Raw genomic sequence first — 19870 nt, forward strand, 5'->3', positions numbered from 1 at the left:
AGGGGGAGAGACTGGCGGCGCTGGCCGGACAGCTGGCGCGGGAGGTGGCCGACGAGCAGGGGGCCGTGCAGGTGGCAGGCTCCCTGCCACCGCTCTTTGGCTCCTACCGCGCCGACCTGTTCGACGCAGGCAGGGTGAGCGAGCTGGCGACCCCGCTTATTCGGGCGCTCTCCCCCCACGTGGATCTATGGCTGGCGGAGACCATGAGCCTCATTGCCGAGCCGCTGGCCCTCAAGGCGCTGCTGCCCGAGGACGGCAAGCCGTTCTGGGTCTCCTTCACCCTGGAGGACGAGGCGCCGGGGAGCGAACCCACACTGCGCTCCGGGGAGCGGGTGGCCGATGCCGTGACCGCGTTGGCGTCGGCCGGGGTGGACGCCATCCTGTTCAACTGCTGCCAGCCCGAGGTGATCGAAGGGGCGCTCAAGGTAGCCGGCGCCGTGTTGCAGGCCCAGGAGCGCACCGACGTTCGCCTCGGCGCCTATGCCAACGCCTTCCCGCCCCAGCCCAAGGAAGCCACCGCCAACGACGGCCTGGACGAGATCCGCGGCGATCTGGGGCCGCTGGATTACCTTGGCTGGGCCGAGCGCTGGCGCGGTGCCGGGGCTTCCCTCATCGGCGGCTGCTGCGGCATAGGCCCGGAACACATCCAGGCACTGGCCAGCCGGCTGCGCTAAGGAGAGCCCATGAAAGAGAGCAAGATAGGCCTCTGGTCTCTCACCGCCCTGGTGTTCAGCTCCATGGTGGGGGCGGGGATCTTCAGCCTGCCCCAGAACATGGCCGAGGTGGCCGGCGCGCGCGCCGTGCTGATCGGCTGGGGCGTGACCGGGGTGGGTATTCTGGCCCTGGCCGCGAGCTTCCTCTATCTGTCGCGACTAAGACCGGGTCTCGATGGCGGCATCTACAGCTATGCCCGCGCCGGCTTTGGCGATCTGGTGGGCTTCTTCTCCGCCTGGGGCTATTGGCTCTGCGCCACCATAGGCGTGGTGGGCTATCTGGTGATCGCCTTCGCGGCGCTGGGCAGTTTCGTCGATACCTCTGACAATGTCTGGTTTGGCGAGGGCAACACCCTGGCCGCCTTCATCGGCGAGTCCTGCATCCTCTGGGCGGTGCACCTGCTGGTGGCCCGCGGCGTGCAGCAGGCGGCCCTGTTCAACCTGGTGGCGACCCTGGCCAAGAGCCTGCCACTGCTGCTGTTCATCCTGTTCGCCTGCTACTGGTTCGATCCGGTCACCTTCGCGGCGGATCAGCAGGGCAGCACCCTGGCGGTGCCGGTCTCCGAGCAGGTGCGCAACACCATGCTGATCACCCTCTGGGTCTTCACCGGCATCGAGGGGGCGGCGGTGCTCTCGGCCCGGGCGAGAAACAAGCGGGACGTGGGCACGGCCACCGTGCTGGGTGTGGTGCTGGCGCTGCTGCTCTATGTGCTCATCTCTGTGCTGGCGCTCGGGATATTGAGTCGCCCCGAGCTCGCGGCCCTGCCCAACCCCTCCATGGCGGGGCTGATGGCCCAGATGACGGGCTCCTGGGGCAAGGTGCTGATCAGTGTCGGTCTCATCGTCTCCGTGCTCGCTTCCTACGTGAGCTGGACCCTGTTCTCGGCCGAGGTGCCCTTCAGCGCGGCCCGTCACGGCGCCTTCCCGGCCATCTTCCGGCGCCAGAACCGCAACGGCACCCCCATAGCGTCGCTCTGGCTCACCAGCCTGACGGTGCAGGGCTGTCTGCTGCTGGTGTGGCTGCTCGGCAAGGGGTATACCAACCTGCTGCTCATCTCCACCTCCATGATACTGGTGCCCTACCTGCTGATCGGCCTGTTCCTGCTCAAGCTCTCCTTGAGTGGAGAAGGCAATGGCCTGGTGCGGGCGGTGGGGCTGGTGTCGAGCGGTTACGGTCTCTGGCTGCTCTATGCCGCCGGGGTGGAGTATCTGCTGCTCTCCTTGCTGCTCTACGGGCCGGGTCTGCTGCTGTTTCTCTACAGTCGCCGTCAGCTCGGGGCGGAGCAGCGGCTCAGCCTGCGCGAGCGGCTGCTGGCCGGGATAACCCTGGTGAGCCTGGTGCCCGCCATCTGGTCCTTTGCACACGTCTGAGGGACCTGACGATCAAATGCAAGAGAGCGCCCAAGGGCGCTCTCTTTTTTGTGGCGTGTGGCTCAGGTGTTCCCCGGGCCCGCCGGTTTGCCAAACAGCACCTTGAGCTTCTCTGACCAGGGCAGGCCGCGGGCGTCGCGCAGCATGTCGCGCCACTCGTGGAAGGTGAGGGTAAGGGGGTTGAAGCTGTGGACGGGCTTGGTGATACCGAAGCGACAGGGCTCGGTGGGGTCCTCTTCCACGAAGGTACCAAACAGCCGATCCCAGATGATCAGCACCCCGGCGAAGTTGCGGTCTATGTACTTGGCGTTGCTGGCGTGGTGCACCCTGTGGTGGGAGGGGGTGTTGAAGACCCACTCGAGCCAACCGAGCTTGTCCACCACCTGGGTGTGGACGAAGAACTGGAAGCCCAGGCTGAGCAGCACAGTGGCGACCACCGCCTCGGGCGGGAAGCCGATGAGGATCATGGGGATCCAGAACAGCCACATGCCGGAGACGGGGTACATCAGGCTCTGGCGAAAGGCGGTGGAGAGGTTGAGCCGCTCCGAGCTGTGGTGCACCACGTGGGAGGCCCAGAGCCAGCGCACGTGGTGGCTGGCAAAGTGGAACAGCCAGTAGCAGAGATCCTGCAACAGGAAGAGCAGCAGCACGCTCCAGGCGTTGAGCTCTATGTCGAATAGCCGCCAGCCCCAGAGTCCGTCGTAGAGGTAGGCGATGGCGATGGCCGTCAGGGCATCGCCCCCCTGATGCATCAGCGCCAGGGCGGCGTTGGCGAACAGGTCCCGCCATTGGTAGGTGGCGGAGGGGAAGGCCGCGCCATGTTTGCGCAGATAGAGCATCTCCCAGCCGACGAAGGCCAGAAAGACGGGGGAGAGGTAGAGCAGCAGCAGTTGCACATCCATGTGAGGCATCCGGTTGGACCAGTTGGGTTCCAGCATACCGAATGAATTTAAAATTTAATTAACATCCTGTCACCGTCCGCGCGACGGGCAGCCAGATGACGACGTCTTGCTTCGTTAAGGATCAGGGGGGGAGATGGCGAGGTGAGAATAGTGAAGAGGGAGCCCAGGGCTCCCTCTTCTGCTTTCTACGGTTGTCAGCGTCAGAGCACCTGGCTCAGGAACTGGCGCAGACGCGGCGAGGGAGGATTGTCGAAGAAGTCGGTGGGCTTCTCGTCCACCAGCAGCTCGCCGCTCTCCATGAACAGCACCCTGTCCGCCACTTCCCGGGCGAAGCCCATCTCGTGGGTCACCACCACCATGGTCATGCCCTCTTTGGCCAGGCCCTTCATGACGTCCAGTACCTCGCCCACCATCTCGGGATCCAGGGCGCTGGTGGGCTCGTCAAACAGCATGATGCGCGGCTGCATGGCGAGCGCCCGGGCGATGGCCACCCGCTGCTGCTGGCCGCCGGAGAGCTGGGACGGGTAGCTCTGGGCCTTGTTGGACAGCCCGACTTTCAGCAGCAGGGCCTTGGCTCTGTCCTCGGCCTCCTTGCGCGACAGCCCCCGCACCTTCTGGGGGGCGAGGCTGATGTTGTCCAGCACGTTCAAGTGGGGGAAGAGGTTGAAGGACTGGAACACCATGCCCACCTCTTCCCGCAGCTTGTTGACATCCCCGGGCTCGGTCAGGCTGATGCCATCGACCTCGATATGGCCGTCGTTGATGGTCTCGAGCTGGTTGAGGGTGCGCAGGAAGGTGGATTTTCCAGATCCGCTCGGGCCCACTATCACCACCACTTCTCCTTCCGCCACCTGGGTGCTGACGTTCTTGAGGGCGTGCACCTCGGTGCCGTAGAACTTCTCTACACCGCTCGCTTTGATAATCGGATCAGTTGCTTTTCGCATATTTCACCTCGAGACGGCGTACCAGGAAGGCGCGGGGCGTGCCGGTGATGGCAGCACTTCTCGACACAGGTTGAGCCTTGATAATGGGATCAGTTGCTGCGCGCATATTTCACCTCCAGACGGCGTACCAGGAAGGAGAGAGTGCCAGTCAGCACCAGGTAGAGCAGGGCCACGGTGAACCACACCTCGAACGGGCTGAAGGTGGAGCTGACCACCTCCCGTCCCGCCTTGGTGAGATCCGTGATGGAGATGACCGAGACCAGGGAGGAGTCCTTGATGAGGTTGATGAACTGGCCCGCGAGCGGCGGCAGCACCCGCTTGAATGCCTGGGGCAGGATCACGTAGCGCATGGTCTGGGCCGCAGTCATGCCGAGGCTTCTGCCCGCCTCCATCTGCCCCTTGTGGATGGAGCTGATGCCAGCCCGCACGATTTCGGCCACATAGGCGCCGGTGAAGACAGCGAGCGCCGCCACCCCGGCGGTGAAGCGATCCAGATTGAGTACAGTGCCGATAAAGAAATAGACGATGAAGATCTGCACCAGCAGCGGGGTGCCGCGAATGAGCTCCACATAGGTGACCGCCAGGTTGCGCAGGGCGGGATTGGGGGAGAGTCTTGCGAGGCCCGCCAGGGTGCCCAGCAGGATGGCGAAGACGCCCGCCACCAGGGAGAGCTTGACCGTGACCCAGACACCCCAGGCGATGGGACCGGCGGTCCAGCTCAGTTGCACATCCAGGGTGTCACCGAGGAAGACGGTATCCCCTTCGGCAACCTGGGCGCCCGTGCTGGCGATGGCCTGGCGACGGTTGGGGTCGAGATCGTCTTGCAGGAAGAGTTGCCCCTTCTCTGCGGCTGTGGTGCCGGTCACCACTGTGCCGTCAAATTCTGCGTACTGTTTCTGCTCGGCCTGGTAGGCGATGTACTGGGGAATGCGTTCCCAGCGCCAGGTGTAATCCACTGCCTGCACGGCCTTGTAGATGCCAAAGATGGCGGCCAGCACCATCAGCAGGAAGACCCCGTGCCAGAGCAGCAGGTTGGGCTGTTTTTCCATCTGTCTTGTGATTTTGGGGTTGATCACTGTCACAACCTCTCTTGTCGTTATTGTGTGGGAGTCTGCGTGAAGGGGCGGCGAACCGCCCCTTGAGAGGTTATTTGAGCTGGTTCAGCCAGGCGTTGGATTCGAACCACTTCTTGTAGAGACGGTCGTAGCTGCCATCGCCCTTGATCTGGCGCAGGTAGTTGTTGAACCAGTTGAGGGTGTCCTGATCCCCCTTGCGGATCGCCCAGGCCAGCGGCTCGAAGGTGAACGGCTTGTCCAGGTGCACCACGGCGCCGGTGTTCTGGGAGGCAAAGATGGCGTTGTAGGGCAGGTCGTAGACGAAGGCGTCGACCTTGCCATTGATCACTTCCAGCTTGGCGTCGTCCTGGGTTTCAAACTGCAGCAGGGTGGCCTTGGGGATCATGCGCTTGACCGCCTGCTCGCCGGTGGTGCCGAGCTTGACCGCGATCTTGTACTTGGGATCGTTGAGGTCCTGGAAGGATTTGATCTCGCCCGCCTTGTCCTTGCGCAGCACTATGGTCTGGCCCACGACGATGTAGGGATCGGCGAAGTTGACGCGCAGGTTGCGCTGGGGGGTGACCGTCATGCCGCCCATGATGACGTCGAACTTGTCGGTCAGCAGGGCCGGGATGATGCCGTCCCAGGCGGTGTTGACGAACTCCACCTTCACGCCCATCTCTTTGGCGACCATCTTGGCGAGATCAACGTCGAAGCCGATGTACTGGCCCTGCTTGTTGGTCATTTCGAAGGGTTGATAGCCGGCGTCGAAGCCGACCCGCAGCACACCGCGCTCCAGTACGGCATCCAGGGTAGAGCTGGGAGCCGCATTTGCGAGCCCGCACAGCAGCAGGGTAGAGAGAATGAGTTTTTTGATCATAAGTGACGTCTCTGTCGTAAGTGTGTTCGGCCTTGAACCTGCTCCCGTGCGACTCCGTGGCACAAGAGACTGCTGCATCCGGCAACAGGCAAGACAGGATTATTGTCTTGATTGAGGCAAAAGCCCCATATGGGATTCTATTCTTCGTGGGTTGAGTGAAAAATGTACCAAAATCCGATTGTGTCAGACGACTCAATAGGTTAGTGACGTTTTTTCCTCGTGGCACGGCTCATAAAACCACATGAAAACAACATATCTATCTAATGGCGCGGGTTCAAGTGCAAAAATAGTTGGCAGGCATTTTGCTGTATGACAAGCGGGGAATCTGGGGCCGAACGAACCTTAAGTGCATGACATCAGGCTGGGTGACGGGGCGGCCAAGCGGAGACCCGGAAATATTTTATTGCGCCAGAAGGCTCCCTCTGTGTCTTGTCATGGGCTTCCCATATACTCAGCCATCCCCATTGGAAGGTTCGGGAATGGACGCCTCAATTCTGCTCAATCTGGACATATTTACGCTGATGTTCATGGCCCTCGGGGGCTACAGTCTGGGATTCATCACCCTCTCCATCATCTGGTCGACCCACAGGGAGATCCCGGGCCTCGGACTCTGGTGGTGGTCCAGCCTCTGTGCCCTGGCGGCCCAGTCGCTGTTCTTCCTGCAGGCGTTCGCGCCGCACATGGCGGGGATCTGGCTGGCCAACCTGCTCATCACCCTCTGTATCGCCCTGATGCCACTGGCGCTGCAACGCTTCTTCGGCGAGTCGCCGAACTGGCGGGCCTTCGCACTCTTCATGGTGATCTACCTGCTGATCCTCTGCTGGAGCGTGCTGTTCAACGACCATATGGCCCCCAGGGTGTTGCTGGCCTGCCTGAGCTACATGGTGCTGGGGGCCGTGGTGGTGGTGCTCATCTGGCGTCATGGCTATCCGGCCTACCTGCCGGCGGTGCTGGTGTTTACCGTGGTCAACATTCTGCTCTATGGCTTCAACCTGGTGCGCATGGGCTCCCTGCTCAGCGGCGAGGCGCGGGTGCTGATGGACAAGCACGTGGTCAATGTACTGCCCTTCCTCTCCATGCTGATGGGCAACTACCTTTCCACCTTCGGGGTGTTGCTGCTCTGTACCCAGTACCGGGCACTGGCCCTGCGTCGGCAGGCCAGCCAGGATCATCTGACGGGCCTGCTCAATCGGCGTGGCTTTATGGAGCGCTGTGTGACTGCACCCAAACAGGGGGCGCTGGTGGTGCTGGATCTCGATGACTTCAAGCAGATCAACGATCGTCACGGTCACGAGGTGGGGGACAGGGTACTGGCGGCAGTGGGCGCCTATCTGGCCGGTCAGGAGGATCTGGTGGCCAGTCGCTTCGGCGGCGAGGAGTTCGTGCTGCTGCTGCCCGAGGGGGATGCCCTGGCCCAGCAGACCCGTTGCGAGCAGATCCGTCAGGGGATAGCGACGCTGCCCCTGGACGGCATCCAGGTCACCGCCAGCCTGGGGTTGGTGCCCTATGCCCGGGGCTGGCATCTCGATACCCTGTTCGGTCAGGCGGATCGTGCCCTCTATCGGGCCAAGCGCAGCGGCAAGAACCGGGTCTGCCTGCCGGCCTGAGCTGTTGTGATCAGCCCGGCTCGGTAACGAGGGGGCGCGGTGCCTGGGCTTTTAAGAAGGGCAGCAGCAGCAGAGCCGAGACCCCGGCCGCCACCGAGATGACCACGAAGAAGCCGTTCCAGTGCCAGATCTCCATCACCTTGGCGAGCGGGTAGCCCGACAGCGCCGCCCCCATGTAGGCAAACAGTCCGACAAAGCCGGTGGCCGCCCCAGCCGCGTTTTTGTGAGAGCACTCCGCCGCCGCCATGCCGATCAGCATCTGGGGGCCAAACACGAAGAAGCCGATGGTGAAGAAGCAGGCCGCCTGCATCACGTAGCTGAAGAAGGGCATCAGCCACAGCGATCCCACCGCCAGCAGGATCCCCACCGCAAAGATAAGGTTCATGGGCCCGCGGTTGCCGTTGAACAGCTTGTCCGATCCCCAGCCCGCCACCAGGGCCCCGATAAAGCCCCCCACCTCGAACATGGAGATGGCCGAGTTGGCGCTCATCAGATTGAAGCCGCGCTGCTCGGTCATATAGAGATTGCCCCAGTCATTGATGGCGGTGCGCACCACATAAACCAGCACGTAACAGCAGGCCAGCAGCCAGATATAGGGGTTGCCCAGCACATATTTGCGCAGGATCTGGCGGTGGGAGAGCCCCGCATCCTGAGTCTGCTGGGCCAGCTCCATGGCATCATTGCGCCACACTCCCACTGTGGGTAGCCCCATGGCACTCGGGGTATCCCGCAGCCGCCAGCAGAGGAACAACCCCGCGACGATGGCGATAACCCCTGGCACTATCATGCCGTAGCGCCAGCCATGCTGCAGGGCAATGGTGCTGACGATGAGGGGGATGAGTGCCCCGCCGACGTTGTGGGCGGTGTTCCAGGCCGACCACCAGACCCCGCGCTCGGTGCGCGAATACCAGCTGGTGAGCAGCTTGGAGCAGGGGGGCCAACCCCAGCCCTGAAAGAAGGCGTTGGCGACCCAGAGGGCGGCAAACATCCAGAGTGCCGACGAGAGGCCGAACAGGATATTGATGACGCCGGTCGCCATCAGGCCTATCCCCATGAAGTAGCGTGGGTTGGCGCGATCACTGATGATGCCGGAGAAGAACTTGGAACAGCCGTAGGTGATGTAGAACAGGGTCCAGAGCATGCCGATGTCGGATTTGTCCAGCATGCCGCTCGCCAGCATGTCCGGCATGGCGAAGTTGAAGCTCTTGCGGGTGAAGTAGAAGACTGCGTAGCCCAGATACATGGTCAGCAGCAGGTGCAGCCGCCAGTGGCGATAGGTGGCGTCGATCTCGGCCTGATCACGAATGAGTGGCTGAGGTGGCGCGCTTCTCATAAAACTCAGCACAGGCTGGCCCTCTGGTGGTGATCAGTCATGACTCTCCTCCCGTCTGCGACTGGGCAGGTTGACCGTCAGCTGGGTGCCGTGGATGCAGGAGAGTTGCAGGCTGCCCCCGAGCGCCTGCACCCGCTCGCGAATGCCGAGCAGGCCATAGCCCTGTTGCGGGCGACTCTGTGGCAGGCCGCGGCCATCATCTTCCAGCACCAGTTGCAGCTGCTCGCCGCTGGCCCGGGCACGGATGGTGACCGAGTGGGCGTTGGCATGTTTGACCACGTTGTTGAGCCCCTCCTGACAGACCCGAAACAGGGTGACCCGCTGGGCATCGGAGAGATCCCCATCCGCCAGCTGCCACTCCAGCCGGGTAACGATGCCGCGGCGCTCCAGCTCCAGCTCCCGCAGTAGGCTGCGTACCGCCTGCTCCAGGGTCATGTCGTCGAGCTGGCGCGGGCGTAGCCGCCCGAGCAGGCCGCGCACCGCGTCGTAGATCCCGAGCGACAGGGTGTCGATCAGGGCGCTGCTCTGGCCTACCCCGGCGTTATCGGGGGCGAGCCGGCGCACGATCCCGGCCTGGGTACGAATGGCGGTGATGGTCTGGCCGATATCGTCGTGCAGCTCGCGCGCCACCTCCTTGCGGATGCTCTCCTCGGTTTCCAGCAGCCGCTCGGTGAGCTGGCGATTGTGGGCGAGCTGGCGGGTCAGCGCCTGATTGAGCTCACGCTGGCGCTGGATCCCGGCGCCGAGCAGCAGGCCGGTGAGGCTCTGGGCCAGCAGGGAGAGCAGCAGGTCGAGGGGATGATCATGCCAGGCCTGGCTCGCCAACAGGGCGATGGTGTTCATCAGGGTGGCGAGCAGCGCCCCCTGCCAGCCGTAGCGCCACGCCATGGCGATGATGGGGATGGCGAGACAAAACGGCGTGAAGCGCACCAGCGAGTTGGGCAACCCCAGTTGCAGCCAGAGGCTCAATACGAACAGCAGCAGGTACCAGACCAGATGGCGAAAACGCCAGTCCACCGGTTGATCCACCAGTGCAGGCCCCAGCGGCACCCAGGTGGCGCGGGTCAGGTAGTGCCAGATCAGCATGCAGGTGGAGGTGAGGGTGAGACCGCCGGTCAGGCTGAGCAGCAGGGCCGAGAGGCCATCCTCCCCCGCCAGATGCCAGAGCAGGGCTTGCAACAGCGCCGCCGCCGTGACGGTGGCGAGCAGCAGCAACAACTGTTGCCAGTCGTTGCGTACCTGCTGGCGACGGGCAATGAACAGCGGCAACAGGGTGAGCAGGCTGCCGGCGATCAGCCACGGCCAGTGGGGCAGCCCCACCTCCTGATTGAGCCAGTAGAGCAACAGCCCTTCGCACAGCAATAGCGGCGGCCAGTAGTGGCCGGGACTTTGCAGCAGCAGCCCGAGGCGCAGGCCAAAGGGGAACAGCAGCACCGCCAGCGCCGGGCCACCCGCCAGATGCAGGCTGATGCTCCAGAGGCAAAACCAGCCGGCGGCAAAGATGAAGCTGGCCGCCAGCGCGATGGCGACATAGCTGGCCAGACGGGAGATCACCAGCTATCCAGCATGCGGTGGGCCAGCTCGACGTTGTTGCTGACCTTGAGCTTGTCCATCAGGTTGGCGCGGTGCACATGCACCGTCTTGGGGGAGAGACCGAGCTGCTCGGCGATGCTCTTCACCTCCAGCCCCTGGGCCAGCAACTGGGCAATCTCCCGCTCCCGATTGGTGAGGGGATCCCGGCTGCTGTTGGCCAGCTTCTGGGCGATATCCGGAGTCAGGTAGCAGCCCCCCTGGGCGGCGGTACGCACGGCAGCGATCAGCTCATCCGGACTGCAACGCTTGGAGAGAAATCCCTTGGCACCGGTCTGCAGCGCCTGCTCGATGAGAGCCGGGCTGTCGTGGACCGAGAGCATCACTACCGCGAGGCCGGAGGGGAGCTGCTTGAGGAGCTCCAGCCCCGATTGGTCGGGCATCGAGATATCACAGACGCAGACCCGAGCCCCGCTGCCGGGCAACCCGGCTAGGGCGTCGGCGGCGGAGCCAAATTCGGCGACCACCCGCAGATCGGGTTCGAGATTGAGCAACTGGGCAAAGCCGGAGCGGACGATCTGGTGATCGTCGATGAGGGCAATCTTTATCATGATGTCAGCCTGAAATCTGCGGCCAGGGCGCTGGCGCGGCCAACAAGATACTCCCGCTCGCCACTTGGCTCAAGGGGGAGGAGAACGTCTGAACAGGATGAGGCGGCGATGCACGCCCTGTCTGGGCATGGGGCGCGGGCGGCAATACACGGGCTGCAATAAAAGGAAGGGCACGCTCTGCTCGTCTCGGTGGCGGGCAGAGCGTCCCCGGCCCGGTCAGCGGTGCAGCTCGCCCGCGCGCTCCGGCTGATAGACCACTTCCAGGATCTCCACCTGTATGGTGCGCCCGGCCGGGCCCGGCCAGGCGATGCTGTCACCCACCTTCAATCCCAGCAGGGCGCTGCCGACCGGTGCCAGCACGGAGATCTTCGACTCGTCCCCCTGCACGTCCTTCGGGTAGACCAGGGTCAGGCAGAAGTCGTTGCCGCTGTTCTGCATCTTGAAGCGCACCGTGCTGTTCATGGTCACCACGTCCGGCGGCATGTCGGCCGGGTCGCGGATCTCGGCGCGGTCCAGCTCCTCCTGCAGGGCCAGGTGTTGCGGGTGGTTGCCGAGCAGTTGCTCGATGCGATCCAGATCCAGGCTGGAGATGACGAGATGAGGCTGTTGCATTGGGTATTCCTTATCAATGGCTGACAGGACCAGGATGACGGGCAAGCTGGTCGAAAAAGGGGTCGGATTGTGAGAATAGATCGAAAACGCGATGCCCCCGAGCGACTCGCGGTCAGGGGCGAGGGCGGGGGCTCAACGGGGTGTGAGCAGGCTGGAAAAAATCATGAGCGCTTTCATGGGGATACCATAACCATTCTGAATGGCTTTGGCAAATGCCCGGCCGGTGTCAGGGCGCCTGATAATCGTACTGCTTGAGGATGCGTGCCAGGCTGCCATCCTCGCGCATTCCCTCAATCGCCTTGCGCCAGCGCAGCGCCTCGGCTGCAGGAAACAGCGGGCTGGCGGCCAGATAGAGGGCGCTCTGTTGCAGGGTGTCACCGCGCACCAGATCCGCCAGGGGCAAGCCAGCCCGCTGCTGGTTGTAGCGGGCGGTATTCCAGGCCACCGCCCAGCCCTGGATGCGACCCCTCGCCAACTTGCTGGCGTTGCTGACCTCCTCGGTGACCAGCTCCCGGGTCACTCCCTCCAGAGGCTGGATCAGGCTCTGACCATGAGAGCCGCGCAAGGCCCCCAGGGTCAGGCCGGCCACTTCCTTGACGGAGAGGGGGGCCGGGTGGTGCTGGCGGTGGCTGACCAGCACGAAGGCCTCCTCCAGCAGGGGGGCAATCCAGAGGAACAGGGGCTCGCGCTGGGCATTTCTGGCCGGCGGCAGCAGTAGCACATCCGGTCGGTGGCGGGTCTGGCTGAGGGCGCGGGCCAGCGGCATCAGCTCGATCTCCAGCGGCTCCTGAAGGCGGCGGGCCGCCTCCTCCAGCACTTCGATGGCCATGCCGCTCGGGGCACCCTGCTGGGAGCGGATGACATAAGGGGGGATCTCGGCTGCGATGACCACCACGGCGTGGGCACGGGGGCCCGGGAAGAGGGTGGCACAGAACAGCAGAAACAGTACGGGAAGGCGCATAGGAGACCGGGTCAGGGATGAGTACACAGAGTGTAACATCCCGTTACCCCAAGTCAGCCAACCCATTGTGGGAAGAGGGTGGGTCAGTCGAAGAAGTCGCGCAGATCCAGGGTCTGGTAGCCGTCGAGCTGTTGCCAGGGCAACTGCCTTGGCAGGGGTTTGAGGGTCACCTCCATCCGGTAGCTGCGGTAGCCGTCGAGGCTCGCCGACTCCACCACCAGCGGCAACTGCCAGCGGCTCGACCAGAGGATGCGGGTGCGCTGCTTGCCCTCGCGCTTTTCGTACCAGCGGGCCTGCTCGGGTGCCTGCTCATCGAGCCGGGTCATCTCTTGCAGCAGGGCCGGGTTGACGAGGTAGCGGATCCGCTCCCAATCCGGTTTGAAGGCCACCTGGCCATACTCTTCCGGCGGCACCTCCACCAGCTGGTTGTGCCAGGCGTCGGCGTAGCGCAGTTGCAGGTCGCCCCCGTCATCCAGGGTGACCCAGCGCGCCGCCATCTGGTGGGTAAAGTGCTTGTGGCCGGGCGTGGCGTCGTGAGTGGCGTGATAGGCTCGGGCAAGGGGCAGAGGGATGAGCCGCTGGCTCCACACCTGGTTGCCCACTCGCAGCCACTTCTCCTGCCAGACGCTCTCCCGGGCTATGCCATCGCTGCCGGTGATCCTGTCCTGATAGCGGATGCGGGCGGCCAGATCGGGTGCCTCATCGGCCAGCAGGGGAAAGGAGAGGGTACAGCCAAGGAGCCATATCGAAAGTAACAATCGCATCATGCTTGATCGCTCGTCAGGAGAGGGCCCGGCGTGACACCGGGCCCTGTGCCTTACAGACCGAGCGCCTCCTTGAGCTTGCCGAACACCAGGGTGTTGTCCAGGGTGCCCTTGAAGCGGCCGCTGCCAGCGCCATCCGCGAACAGCATCACATCGCCGCCGCCGTGGGTCTCGGAGCCGAGCTTGACCCCGGTCTCCTGCAGGTAGTCGTCCGCCATCACCTGGTCGCTGGTGAGGGTGGGGCGCACGTCCGCGCGGTTCGGACCGTTGCCGAACACCAGGGTGGTGAAGGGTTTGCCATCCACGTCGTGCTGGGTGGAGCCATCGCCATTTTTCACCAGATCCAGCACAGGGTTGCCCTTGGCGGCGTAGCCGTTGATGGTCATGGTGTGATCGTGGTCGGCGGTGACCACGATCAGGGTATCTGCCAGATCCACCTTGCCGAGCGCCGTCTTGACCGCCTCGTCCAGTGCCACCGCATCGGTGAGGGAACGCTTGGCGTTGGTGGCGTGCAGGGCGTGGTCGATGCGACCTCCCTCCACCATCAGGAAGTAACCCTGGCTGTTCTGGCTGAGCAGATCGATCGCCTTGGCGGTCATCTCGGAGAGGGACGGCTGGGTATTGGCCGCCCCCTTGGCGACGCGGTCCAGTTCGTAGTCGAGGTGGGACTTGGCGCTGAACAGACCCAGCACCTTGCCGCTCTCTATCTTGGCGAGATCGCTCTGGGTGGTGACGTACTGATAGCCCTGGGCACCGAGCTCGGCGGTCAGATCACGGCCATCGGCGCGGCCCCCCTTGTTGCTGGCGCTGTAGGGGGTCCAGTGATTGGCACCGCCCCCCATCAGCACGTCCACCCCGTCCCCGAGCGCGGCGTTGAAGCCGGCGCCGCCTGGCACCGCCTGCTCGGCGATGGCGTAGGCGGCATCCCGGTGGCAGATATGTGCGTAAGTAGCCGCCGGGGTGGCATGGGTCAGCTCGGTGGTGGTGACGGCCCCCACCGACTTGCCCGCCGCCTTGGCGAGCTCGAGTATGGTCGGCACCGGGGTGCCGTTGTCGCCGGTGCAGTTGTTGATGCCCTTGTTGCCGTTGGCATCCTTGGACGGTGCCACGGCCTTGGTGTCGCTGCTCATGGCGATCACCTCGTTGTTCATCTTGACGCCGGTGGTGTAGGCCGCCATGGAGGGGGCCGAATCCGTGGTCTGGGCGTCGTGGGAGAAGGTCTTGATGCGGGCGCTGCGTGGCAGCGACATGATCTCGAGGTTGCCTTCTTCTCCCACCTTGAACAGGCGGGTGGCGGTGAGCACGCTGGGGCCCATGCCGTCGCCGATAAAGAGGATGACGTTCTTGGCGTCGCTGGCCTGGGCCTGGGACAGGCCGCCGAGGGCGGCGAACAGGGCGGTGCACACCAGGGTTTTGTTCATGGTTTTTCTCACGGGAATGATCCTCACAGCTTGGCCGCAGCCTTGACCTTGCCGAACACGGCGGTGTTATCGAGTGAGCCGTGGAAGCTGTCAGCTCCCTGGCCTATGGCGCCGAGGAAGACGTCGGTGCCGCCGTGGGTCTCGTTGCCGATCTCGCCCACCTTGACCACCACCTCTTGGTGATAGTCGTCGGCCGAGACGGTGGCATCGTCGAGCGGCCCCACGCTGCTACGCGGGCCATCCACCCGGTTGTAGCCGTTGCCAAAGCCGATGATGGTGTAGGGCATGCCGTCGCTGTCCTTGCTCGGCTCGCCGGTCTCGTAGTTCTTCACCAGCCCGAGCACCCCGGGGTTGCCGGCCGTGGTCTTGCCGGTGCGCTTGGCGTAGCCGTTGAGTACCAGCGTGTGGTCATGGTCGGCGGTGACCACGATCAGGGTGTTTTTCAGCTCGGGGTCGGTTTTCTTCACCTCGTCCAGGGTGGCCTTGATGGCGTCGTCGAAGGCGAGGGTATCCTGCAGGGCGCGTTTGGCGTTGGTGTCGTGCAGGGCGTGATCGATGCGACCCCCTTCCACCATCAGGAAGTAGCCCTTCTCCTTGTCTTTGAGCTGCTTGATGGCGGCCAGGGTCATCTGGGCCAGCGACGGCTCGCTGGTGGGCCTGTCGAGGTCATATTTCATGTGGCTCGAACCAAACAGCCCCAGCAGCGGCTTGCCCGCCTCGGCCTGGTTCAGCTCGTCCAGGGTGCTGGCAAACTGGTAGCCCTTGGCCTGCATCTCGTCGATGAGGTTGCGGCCATCCTCTCGCTTGCCCTTGTCGGCCTTGGGCAGGAAGAAGCTGCTGCCGCCACCGAGCACCACGTCCAGCCCCTCTTTCAGGGCGCCGTTATAGCCAGCGCCGCCCGGTACCAGCTGGGCGGCGATGTCATTTTCCAGATCCCGGTTGCAGATGTGGGCATAGGTGGCGGCCGGGGTGGCGTGGGTCACCCTGGTACTGGTGACCACGCCGGTGCCGCGGCCGTCGGCCTTGGCCAGCTCCAGCAGGGTGGTGACCGGCTTGCCGGCGCTCTGGCTGCAGTCGCTCTCATAGGTAGCGTCGCTGTCCATGCTGATGACGCCGTTGTTGCTCTTGACCCCCGTCATGTAGGCCGCCATGGAGGGCGCCGAGTCGGTGACCTGGGCGTCGTGGGAGAAGGTCTTGATGAAGGCCGTTTCCGGCAGGGTGTCGATGGTGAGGCTGCCCTCTTCCCCCACGCCGTAGATGCGGGCGGCGGTCAGGGTGTTGAGACCCATGCCGTCGCCGAGGAAGAAGATGACGTTTTTGGCGCTGGGCTCGGGGGTGCTGCTGTCATTGTTGGAGTTGCAGCCGGCGACCAGGGTGGCGCCTATCATCACTGCAAGTCCTGCCATGTTTCTCATTGGGGTTCGCTCCTTGTAAAACCTGAGCGCAGCCTAGAGGGGGCAGATGACACTTTTAGTGAGTCTGGATGACAATACGGTGAAGGTGACAGATAAATGTTATGTTGTATCAATGAGTTATTGATTGTTGTTCGGGCCTCTGCCGTCGCCGGCCGTGGTGGCACCAGTGTTGCTGCCATGCACGCTCGTGGCCACAATGGCCTGTCAAATCGGGGCCGCAGCAGGTAAAATGCGCCCCCTTGCGATGAGTGCCAGCGGTTTGGCGCATCACCAGGCGCCCGCAGCCCCCAGCGGGAGCCCGCATCCCCAATGAGAGAGTAACGGATATGTCCATCAACTGGTTCCCCGGCCACATGCACAAGGCCCGCAAAGAAATTGCCGAGGTCATGCCCCAGGTCGATGTCATCATCGAGATGCTGGATGCCCGCATCCCCTTCTCCAGCGAGAACCCCCTGGTGCCCGAGCTGCGTGGGGATACTCCCGTCATCAAGGTGCTGAACAAGGCGGATCTCGCCGATCCGGCGATCACCGAGCTGTGGGTGGCACACATGGAACAAGAGAAGGGGATCAAGGCGTTGCCCCTGACCCAGCAGGAGCCGGAGAAGATCAAGGCGCTGCTGACCCTGTGCCACGAGATGCTGCCGGAGCGCAACTTCGACCTGCGCGGGGTGCGGGCCATGATCATGGGCATCCCCAATGTGGGCAAGTCCACCCTGATCAACACCCTGGCGGGGCGCATCATCGCCCGGACCGGCAACGAGGCGGGGGTGACCAAGTCCCAGCAGCGGATCAAGCTGGACAACAACGTCATCCTGACCGATACCCCGGGGTTCCTCTGGCCCAAGCTCAACCCGCCCTCCTGCGGCTACCGGCTGGCCATCACAGCGGCCATCAAGGACACGGTGTTTGACTACGCCGACATCGCCATGTTCGCCGCCGATTACTTCCTCAAGGCCTACCCGGAGCGGATCAAGGCGCGCTACCAGATAGCTGAGTTGCCCGAGACCGAGATCGAGCTGCTGGAGCTCATCGCCCGCCAGCGCGCCTTCATGCGCAAGGGCGGCCTGGCGGATCTGCACAAGGCCTCCGAGATCCTGGTCAACGAGTTCCGCTCCGGCATGCTGGGGCGCATCTCCCTGGAGACCCCGGAGATGGTGAGCGCCGAGATCGTGCTGGCGGCAGAGGAAGCGGAGCAGAAGGCCAAGGAGAAGGCGGAGCGGGAAGAGGAGCGCCAGGCGCGGGCTCGTCGCAAGTACGCCAAGAAGCGTCAGAAATAGCGTCTATTGTGCTGGTAGAAAGAGGAGGCGACCCCGGGGTCGCCTCTTCGTTTTTCAATGGACAGGGTATCGGCCTAAATGGCGGAGCGCCTTGGCCGCCAGCGGGCACCTCGCGGCTCAGATCCAGGCTGTAGAGTCTGCGCGCAGATAAACACCACCGCCACGGCTCAGCGCCGATTGACAATGGCTTTGGCGGTGGCATGATGCGCTCGCATTTTGACTCTCCCCACGGTTTTATCCATGACCACATACTCCCGGCCAGTGCTGTTATTGCTCTGTGGCCTGCTGCTGTTGACCCTGGCCATCGCGGTGTTGAATACCCTGGTGCCGCTCTGGCTCGCCCATGACCAGCTTCCGACCTGGCAGGTGGGCATGGTCGGCTCCGCCTATTTTTGCGGCAACCTGCTGGGGACCCTGCTGGCGGGGGCGCTGATCAAACGCGCCGGGTTCAACCGCAGCTACTACCTGGCATCCCTGATCTTTGCCGCAGGCTGTGTGGGCTTAGGAGTCACCCTGGGGTTCTGGAGCTGGCTCACCTGGCGCTTCATCGCCGGCATCGGCTGCGCCATGATCTGGGTGGTGGTGGAGAGTGCGCTGATGTGCAGCGGCAACGCGCGCAACCGGGGGCGTCTGCTCGCCGCCTACATGATGGTCTATTACCTGGGGACTGTGCTCGGGCAACTGCTGGTCAGCACGCTGCCGACCGCGCTGATGGATGTGCTGCCCTGGGTGACTGGCCTGGTACTGGCCGCTATCCTACCGCTCTTGTTCACCCGCGTTGTCAGCGAGCAGGGGGAGCCGCAGGGGGCAACCCGGGTGTGGCCCATGCTGCGCCTGCGTCAGGCGCGCCTTGGGGTCAATGGCTGCATCATCTCCGGCATCGTATTGGGGTCGCTCTATGGCCTGATGCCGCTCTACCTGAACCATCAGGGGGTGAGTGATGCCGGTATCGGTTACTGGATGGCGGTGATGGTGAGCGCCGGCATCCTGGGGCAGTGGCCCGCCGGCCGTCTGGCAGACAGGTTCGGTCGTTTGCCGGTACTGCGGATGCAGGTGCTGGTGGTCATCCTGGGCGCCTTGGCGATGCTCGGCAACCTGGCGATGGGGCCGGCGCTCTTCATCCTGGGCGCCGCCGGTTTTACCCTCTATCCGGTGGCCATGGCCTGGGCCTGCGAGAGGGTCGAGCAGCATCAGCTGGTGGCGATGAATCAGGCGCTGCTGCTGAGCTACACCATAGGCAGCCTGCTGGGCCCTGCCTATACCGCGCTCTTGATGCAGCACTACTCGGATAACCTGCTGTTTATCATGATCGCCAGCGTGTCCTTCATCTATCTGCTGATGTTGCTGCGCCCCATGGGTGAGCATCCGACGCCGGTGGCCCATGCCTGATCGCTGTGTCTGATGGGAAGGGACGCCGAGCGCCAGGCATGACGCTGTCCTGTCTCTGGTGACAGGCGCAGCAAAAGACAGCTGTGCCCTATATAAGAAGAGGCGGCCCCGGGGCCGCCTTGTTGTTTTCAGGGGATGGCGAGGGGGAAAGGGGTGCTAGCCATAGCGCTTTTTTGCCTCTTCAAACAGAGAGAGGTGCAGCGGGATCAACTGCCGCCAGTCGCGCCGATAACCGCCTCCCGGTACGGCGGCGATGGGCAGACCGTTGCTTATCGCACAGTCAAACACCATGGCGTCCCGCTGACGCACCCCGGCGTCGCTCAGGGAGAGGTAGCCGAGCTCGTCGGCCTGGTGCACGTCGACCCCGGCCTGGTAGAGGATGAGATCGGGGCGGTAGAGGCGCAGCGCCAGATTCAGCGCCTGGCTCAGGGTCTCGAGGTAGGTGTCGTCCTCCATGCCGCTTGGCAGGGCGAAGTCCAGATGGGAGGCGGGTTTGTGGTGGGGGAAGTTGTGCTCGCCATGCAGGGAGAGGGTGATGATGTCCCGGCTCCCCGTGCACAGGGCGGCGCTGCCATCTCCTTGGTGGACATCGAGATCCACGATGAGCACCTGCTCGCAGCGCCCCTCGTCGAGGCAGGCCCGGGCCGCTATCACCAGATCGTTGAACAGGCAGAAGCCGCTGCCAAAGTCCCTGTGAGCGTGATGATAGCCGCCGGAGATCTGGAGGCCGCAGCCCTGCTCGAGGGCGTGACGGCTGGCGGCGACGGTGGCCCCGACCGAGCGCAGGGTGCGTTCAATCAGCATGGGTGACCAGGGAAAACCGAGCCTGCGGATGGCCTCTCTTTCAAGCTGCCCGGTGAGGGCTGCCTCAACATGGTCGGCATCGTGGACCCGTGCTATCTGCTCGCGGCTCGCGGCGGGGGCCTCTGCCAGCGGATAGCCCAGTGCTGCCAGGTGCTGGTAGATCGCCTGGTACTTGGCCAGGGGAAAGCGGTGGCGCTCGGGCAGCGTCAGGGAGGAGTAATAGGGGTGGTAGAAGATGCGCAGGGACATGGCAATAGGCCCGAACTGATATGAAAAAGGGG

At 63.8% G+C, this 19870-nt stretch carries 18 protein-coding genes; 5 read left to right on the top strand and 13 right to left on the bottom strand.

What is annotated here, in order from left to right; translation table 11 throughout:
• Together BN1127_RS12225 and BN1127_RS12230 are read left to right on the top strand one after the other, a co-directional pair.
• Nucleotides 1-674 (top strand): homocysteine S-methyltransferase family protein (locus tag BN1127_RS12225; RefSeq protein ID WP_042649644.1); only part of this gene is annotated, 674 nt, incomplete at its 5' end.
• Nucleotides 675-683: 9 nt separating this feature from the next.
• Nucleotides 684-2084 (top strand): basic amino acid/polyamine antiporter, encoded by a 1401-nt coding sequence (locus tag BN1127_RS12230; RefSeq protein WP_005328837.1) that lies wholly within the window; start codon nucleotides 684-686, stop codon nucleotides 2082-2084.
• A gap of 62 nt (nucleotides 2085-2146) precedes the next feature.
• Here the strand turns inward: BN1127_RS12230 and BN1127_RS12235 are convergent, their stop codons facing one another.
• The 4 genes from BN1127_RS12235 to BN1127_RS12250 form a co-directional block, all read right to left on the bottom strand.
• Nucleotides 2147-2986, bottom strand: a complete 840-nt coding sequence (locus BN1127_RS12235) for a sterol desaturase family protein (RefSeq protein WP_042649662.1) — start codon at nucleotides 2984-2986, stop codon at nucleotides 2147-2149.
• Nucleotides 2987-3186: 200 nt separating this feature from the next.
• On the bottom strand, nucleotides 3187-3930 hold the full coding sequence (locus tag BN1127_RS12240) for an amino acid ABC transporter ATP-binding protein (RefSeq protein WP_041206038.1): 744 nt from the start codon (nucleotides 3928-3930) through the stop codon (nucleotides 3187-3189).
• An 89-nt stretch (nucleotides 3931-4019) separates the two neighbouring features.
• The gene (locus tag BN1127_RS12245) at nucleotides 4020-4979 is read right to left on the bottom strand and encodes an amino acid ABC transporter permease (protein ID WP_005330345.1); all 960 of its coding nucleotides are present in this window, start codon (nucleotides 4977-4979) and stop codon (nucleotides 4020-4022) included.
• Nucleotides 4980-5076: 97 nt separating this feature from the next.
• Entirely contained in the window at nucleotides 5077-5865 is a 789-nt protein-coding gene (locus tag BN1127_RS12250; protein ID WP_042649645.1) for a transporter substrate-binding domain-containing protein, read from the bottom strand.
• Nucleotides 5866-6344: 479 nt separating this feature from the next.
• Between BN1127_RS12250 and BN1127_RS12255 the strand changes: the two genes are divergently transcribed.
• Nucleotides 6345-7472, top strand: coding sequence for a GGDEF domain-containing protein (locus BN1127_RS12255; RefSeq protein ID WP_042649646.1), 1128 nt, complete (start codon nucleotides 6345-6347; stop codon nucleotides 7470-7472).
• A 10-nt stretch (nucleotides 7473-7482) separates the two neighbouring features.
• On the opposite strand, the gene uhpC is transcribed toward BN1127_RS12255, so the two are convergent.
• The 8 genes from uhpC to BN1127_RS12295 form a co-directional block, all read right to left on the bottom strand.
• Complete coding sequence (gene uhpC, locus BN1127_RS12260) at nucleotides 7483-8817, bottom strand: MFS transporter (RefSeq protein WP_041206036.1); 1335 nt, start codon at nucleotides 8815-8817, stop codon at nucleotides 7483-7485.
• A 21-nt stretch (nucleotides 8818-8838) separates the two neighbouring features.
• Nucleotides 8839-10359 (bottom strand): signal transduction histidine-protein kinase/phosphatase UhpB, encoded by a 1521-nt coding sequence (uhpB, locus tag BN1127_RS12265; RefSeq protein WP_005329069.1) that lies wholly within the window; start codon nucleotides 10357-10359, stop codon nucleotides 8839-8841.
• Nucleotides 10356-10946 carry a response regulator transcription factor UhpA gene (uhpA, locus tag BN1127_RS12270; RefSeq protein ID WP_005329071.1) on the bottom strand — a complete coding sequence of 197 codons (591 nt, stop codon included), beginning with the start codon at nucleotides 10944-10946 and terminating at the stop codon, nucleotides 10356-10358. Before uhpA ends, uhpB begins: the two co-directional genes overlap by 4 nt.
• Nucleotides 10947-11162: 216 nt before the next feature.
• Nucleotides 11163-11558 (bottom strand): nucleoside diphosphate kinase regulator, encoded by a 396-nt coding sequence (rnk, locus tag BN1127_RS12275; protein ID WP_041206035.1) that lies wholly within the window; start codon nucleotides 11556-11558, stop codon nucleotides 11163-11165.
• A gap of 226 nt (nucleotides 11559-11784) precedes the next feature.
• Nucleotides 11785-12519 carry a substrate-binding periplasmic protein gene (locus BN1127_RS12280; RefSeq protein WP_231557479.1) on the bottom strand — a complete coding sequence of 245 codons (735 nt, stop codon included), beginning with the start codon at nucleotides 12517-12519 and terminating at the stop codon, nucleotides 11785-11787.
• An 83-nt stretch (nucleotides 12520-12602) separates the two neighbouring features.
• Nucleotides 12603-13286, bottom strand: coding sequence for a hypothetical protein (locus BN1127_RS12285; RefSeq protein ID WP_042649648.1), 684 nt, complete (start codon nucleotides 13284-13286; stop codon nucleotides 12603-12605).
• Between the two features lie 50 nt (nucleotides 13287-13336).
• Nucleotides 13337-14704 carry an alkaline phosphatase gene (locus BN1127_RS12290; RefSeq protein WP_042649649.1) on the bottom strand — a complete coding sequence of 456 codons (1368 nt, stop codon included), beginning with the start codon at nucleotides 14702-14704 and terminating at the stop codon, nucleotides 13337-13339.
• Nucleotides 14705-14727: 23 nt separating this feature from the next.
• Nucleotides 14728-16119: an alkaline phosphatase gene (locus BN1127_RS12295; protein ID WP_042649650.1), complete on the bottom strand. Its 1392-nt coding sequence runs from the start codon at nucleotides 16117-16119 to the stop codon at nucleotides 14728-14730.
• Between the two features lie 326 nt (nucleotides 16120-16445).
• Here BN1127_RS12295 and ylqF point away from each other — a divergent pair, with 326 nt between their 5' ends.
• Nucleotides 16446-17396 carry a ribosome biogenesis GTPase YlqF gene (gene ylqF / locus BN1127_RS12300; protein ID WP_042649651.1) on the top strand — a complete coding sequence of 317 codons (951 nt, stop codon included), beginning with the start codon at nucleotides 16446-16448 and terminating at the stop codon, nucleotides 17394-17396.
• Between the two features lie 240 nt (nucleotides 17397-17636).
• Entirely contained in the window at nucleotides 17637-18785 is a 1149-nt protein-coding gene (locus tag BN1127_RS12305; protein ID WP_042649652.1) for an MFS transporter, read from the top strand.
• 156 nt (nucleotides 18786-18941) lie between these two features.
• Here BN1127_RS12305 and BN1127_RS12310 read toward each other — a convergent pair whose 3' ends face one another.
• The gene (locus BN1127_RS12310; RefSeq protein WP_042649653.1) at nucleotides 18942-19838 is read right to left on the bottom strand and encodes a histone deacetylase family protein; all 897 of its coding nucleotides are present in this window, start codon (nucleotides 19836-19838) and stop codon (nucleotides 18942-18944) included.
• Between the last annotated feature and the right edge of the window lie 32 nt (nucleotides 19839-19870).

The organism is Aeromonas media (assembly GCF_000819985.1).
Lineage (GTDB): Bacteria > Pseudomonadota > Gammaproteobacteria > Enterobacterales > Aeromonadaceae > Aeromonas > Aeromonas media.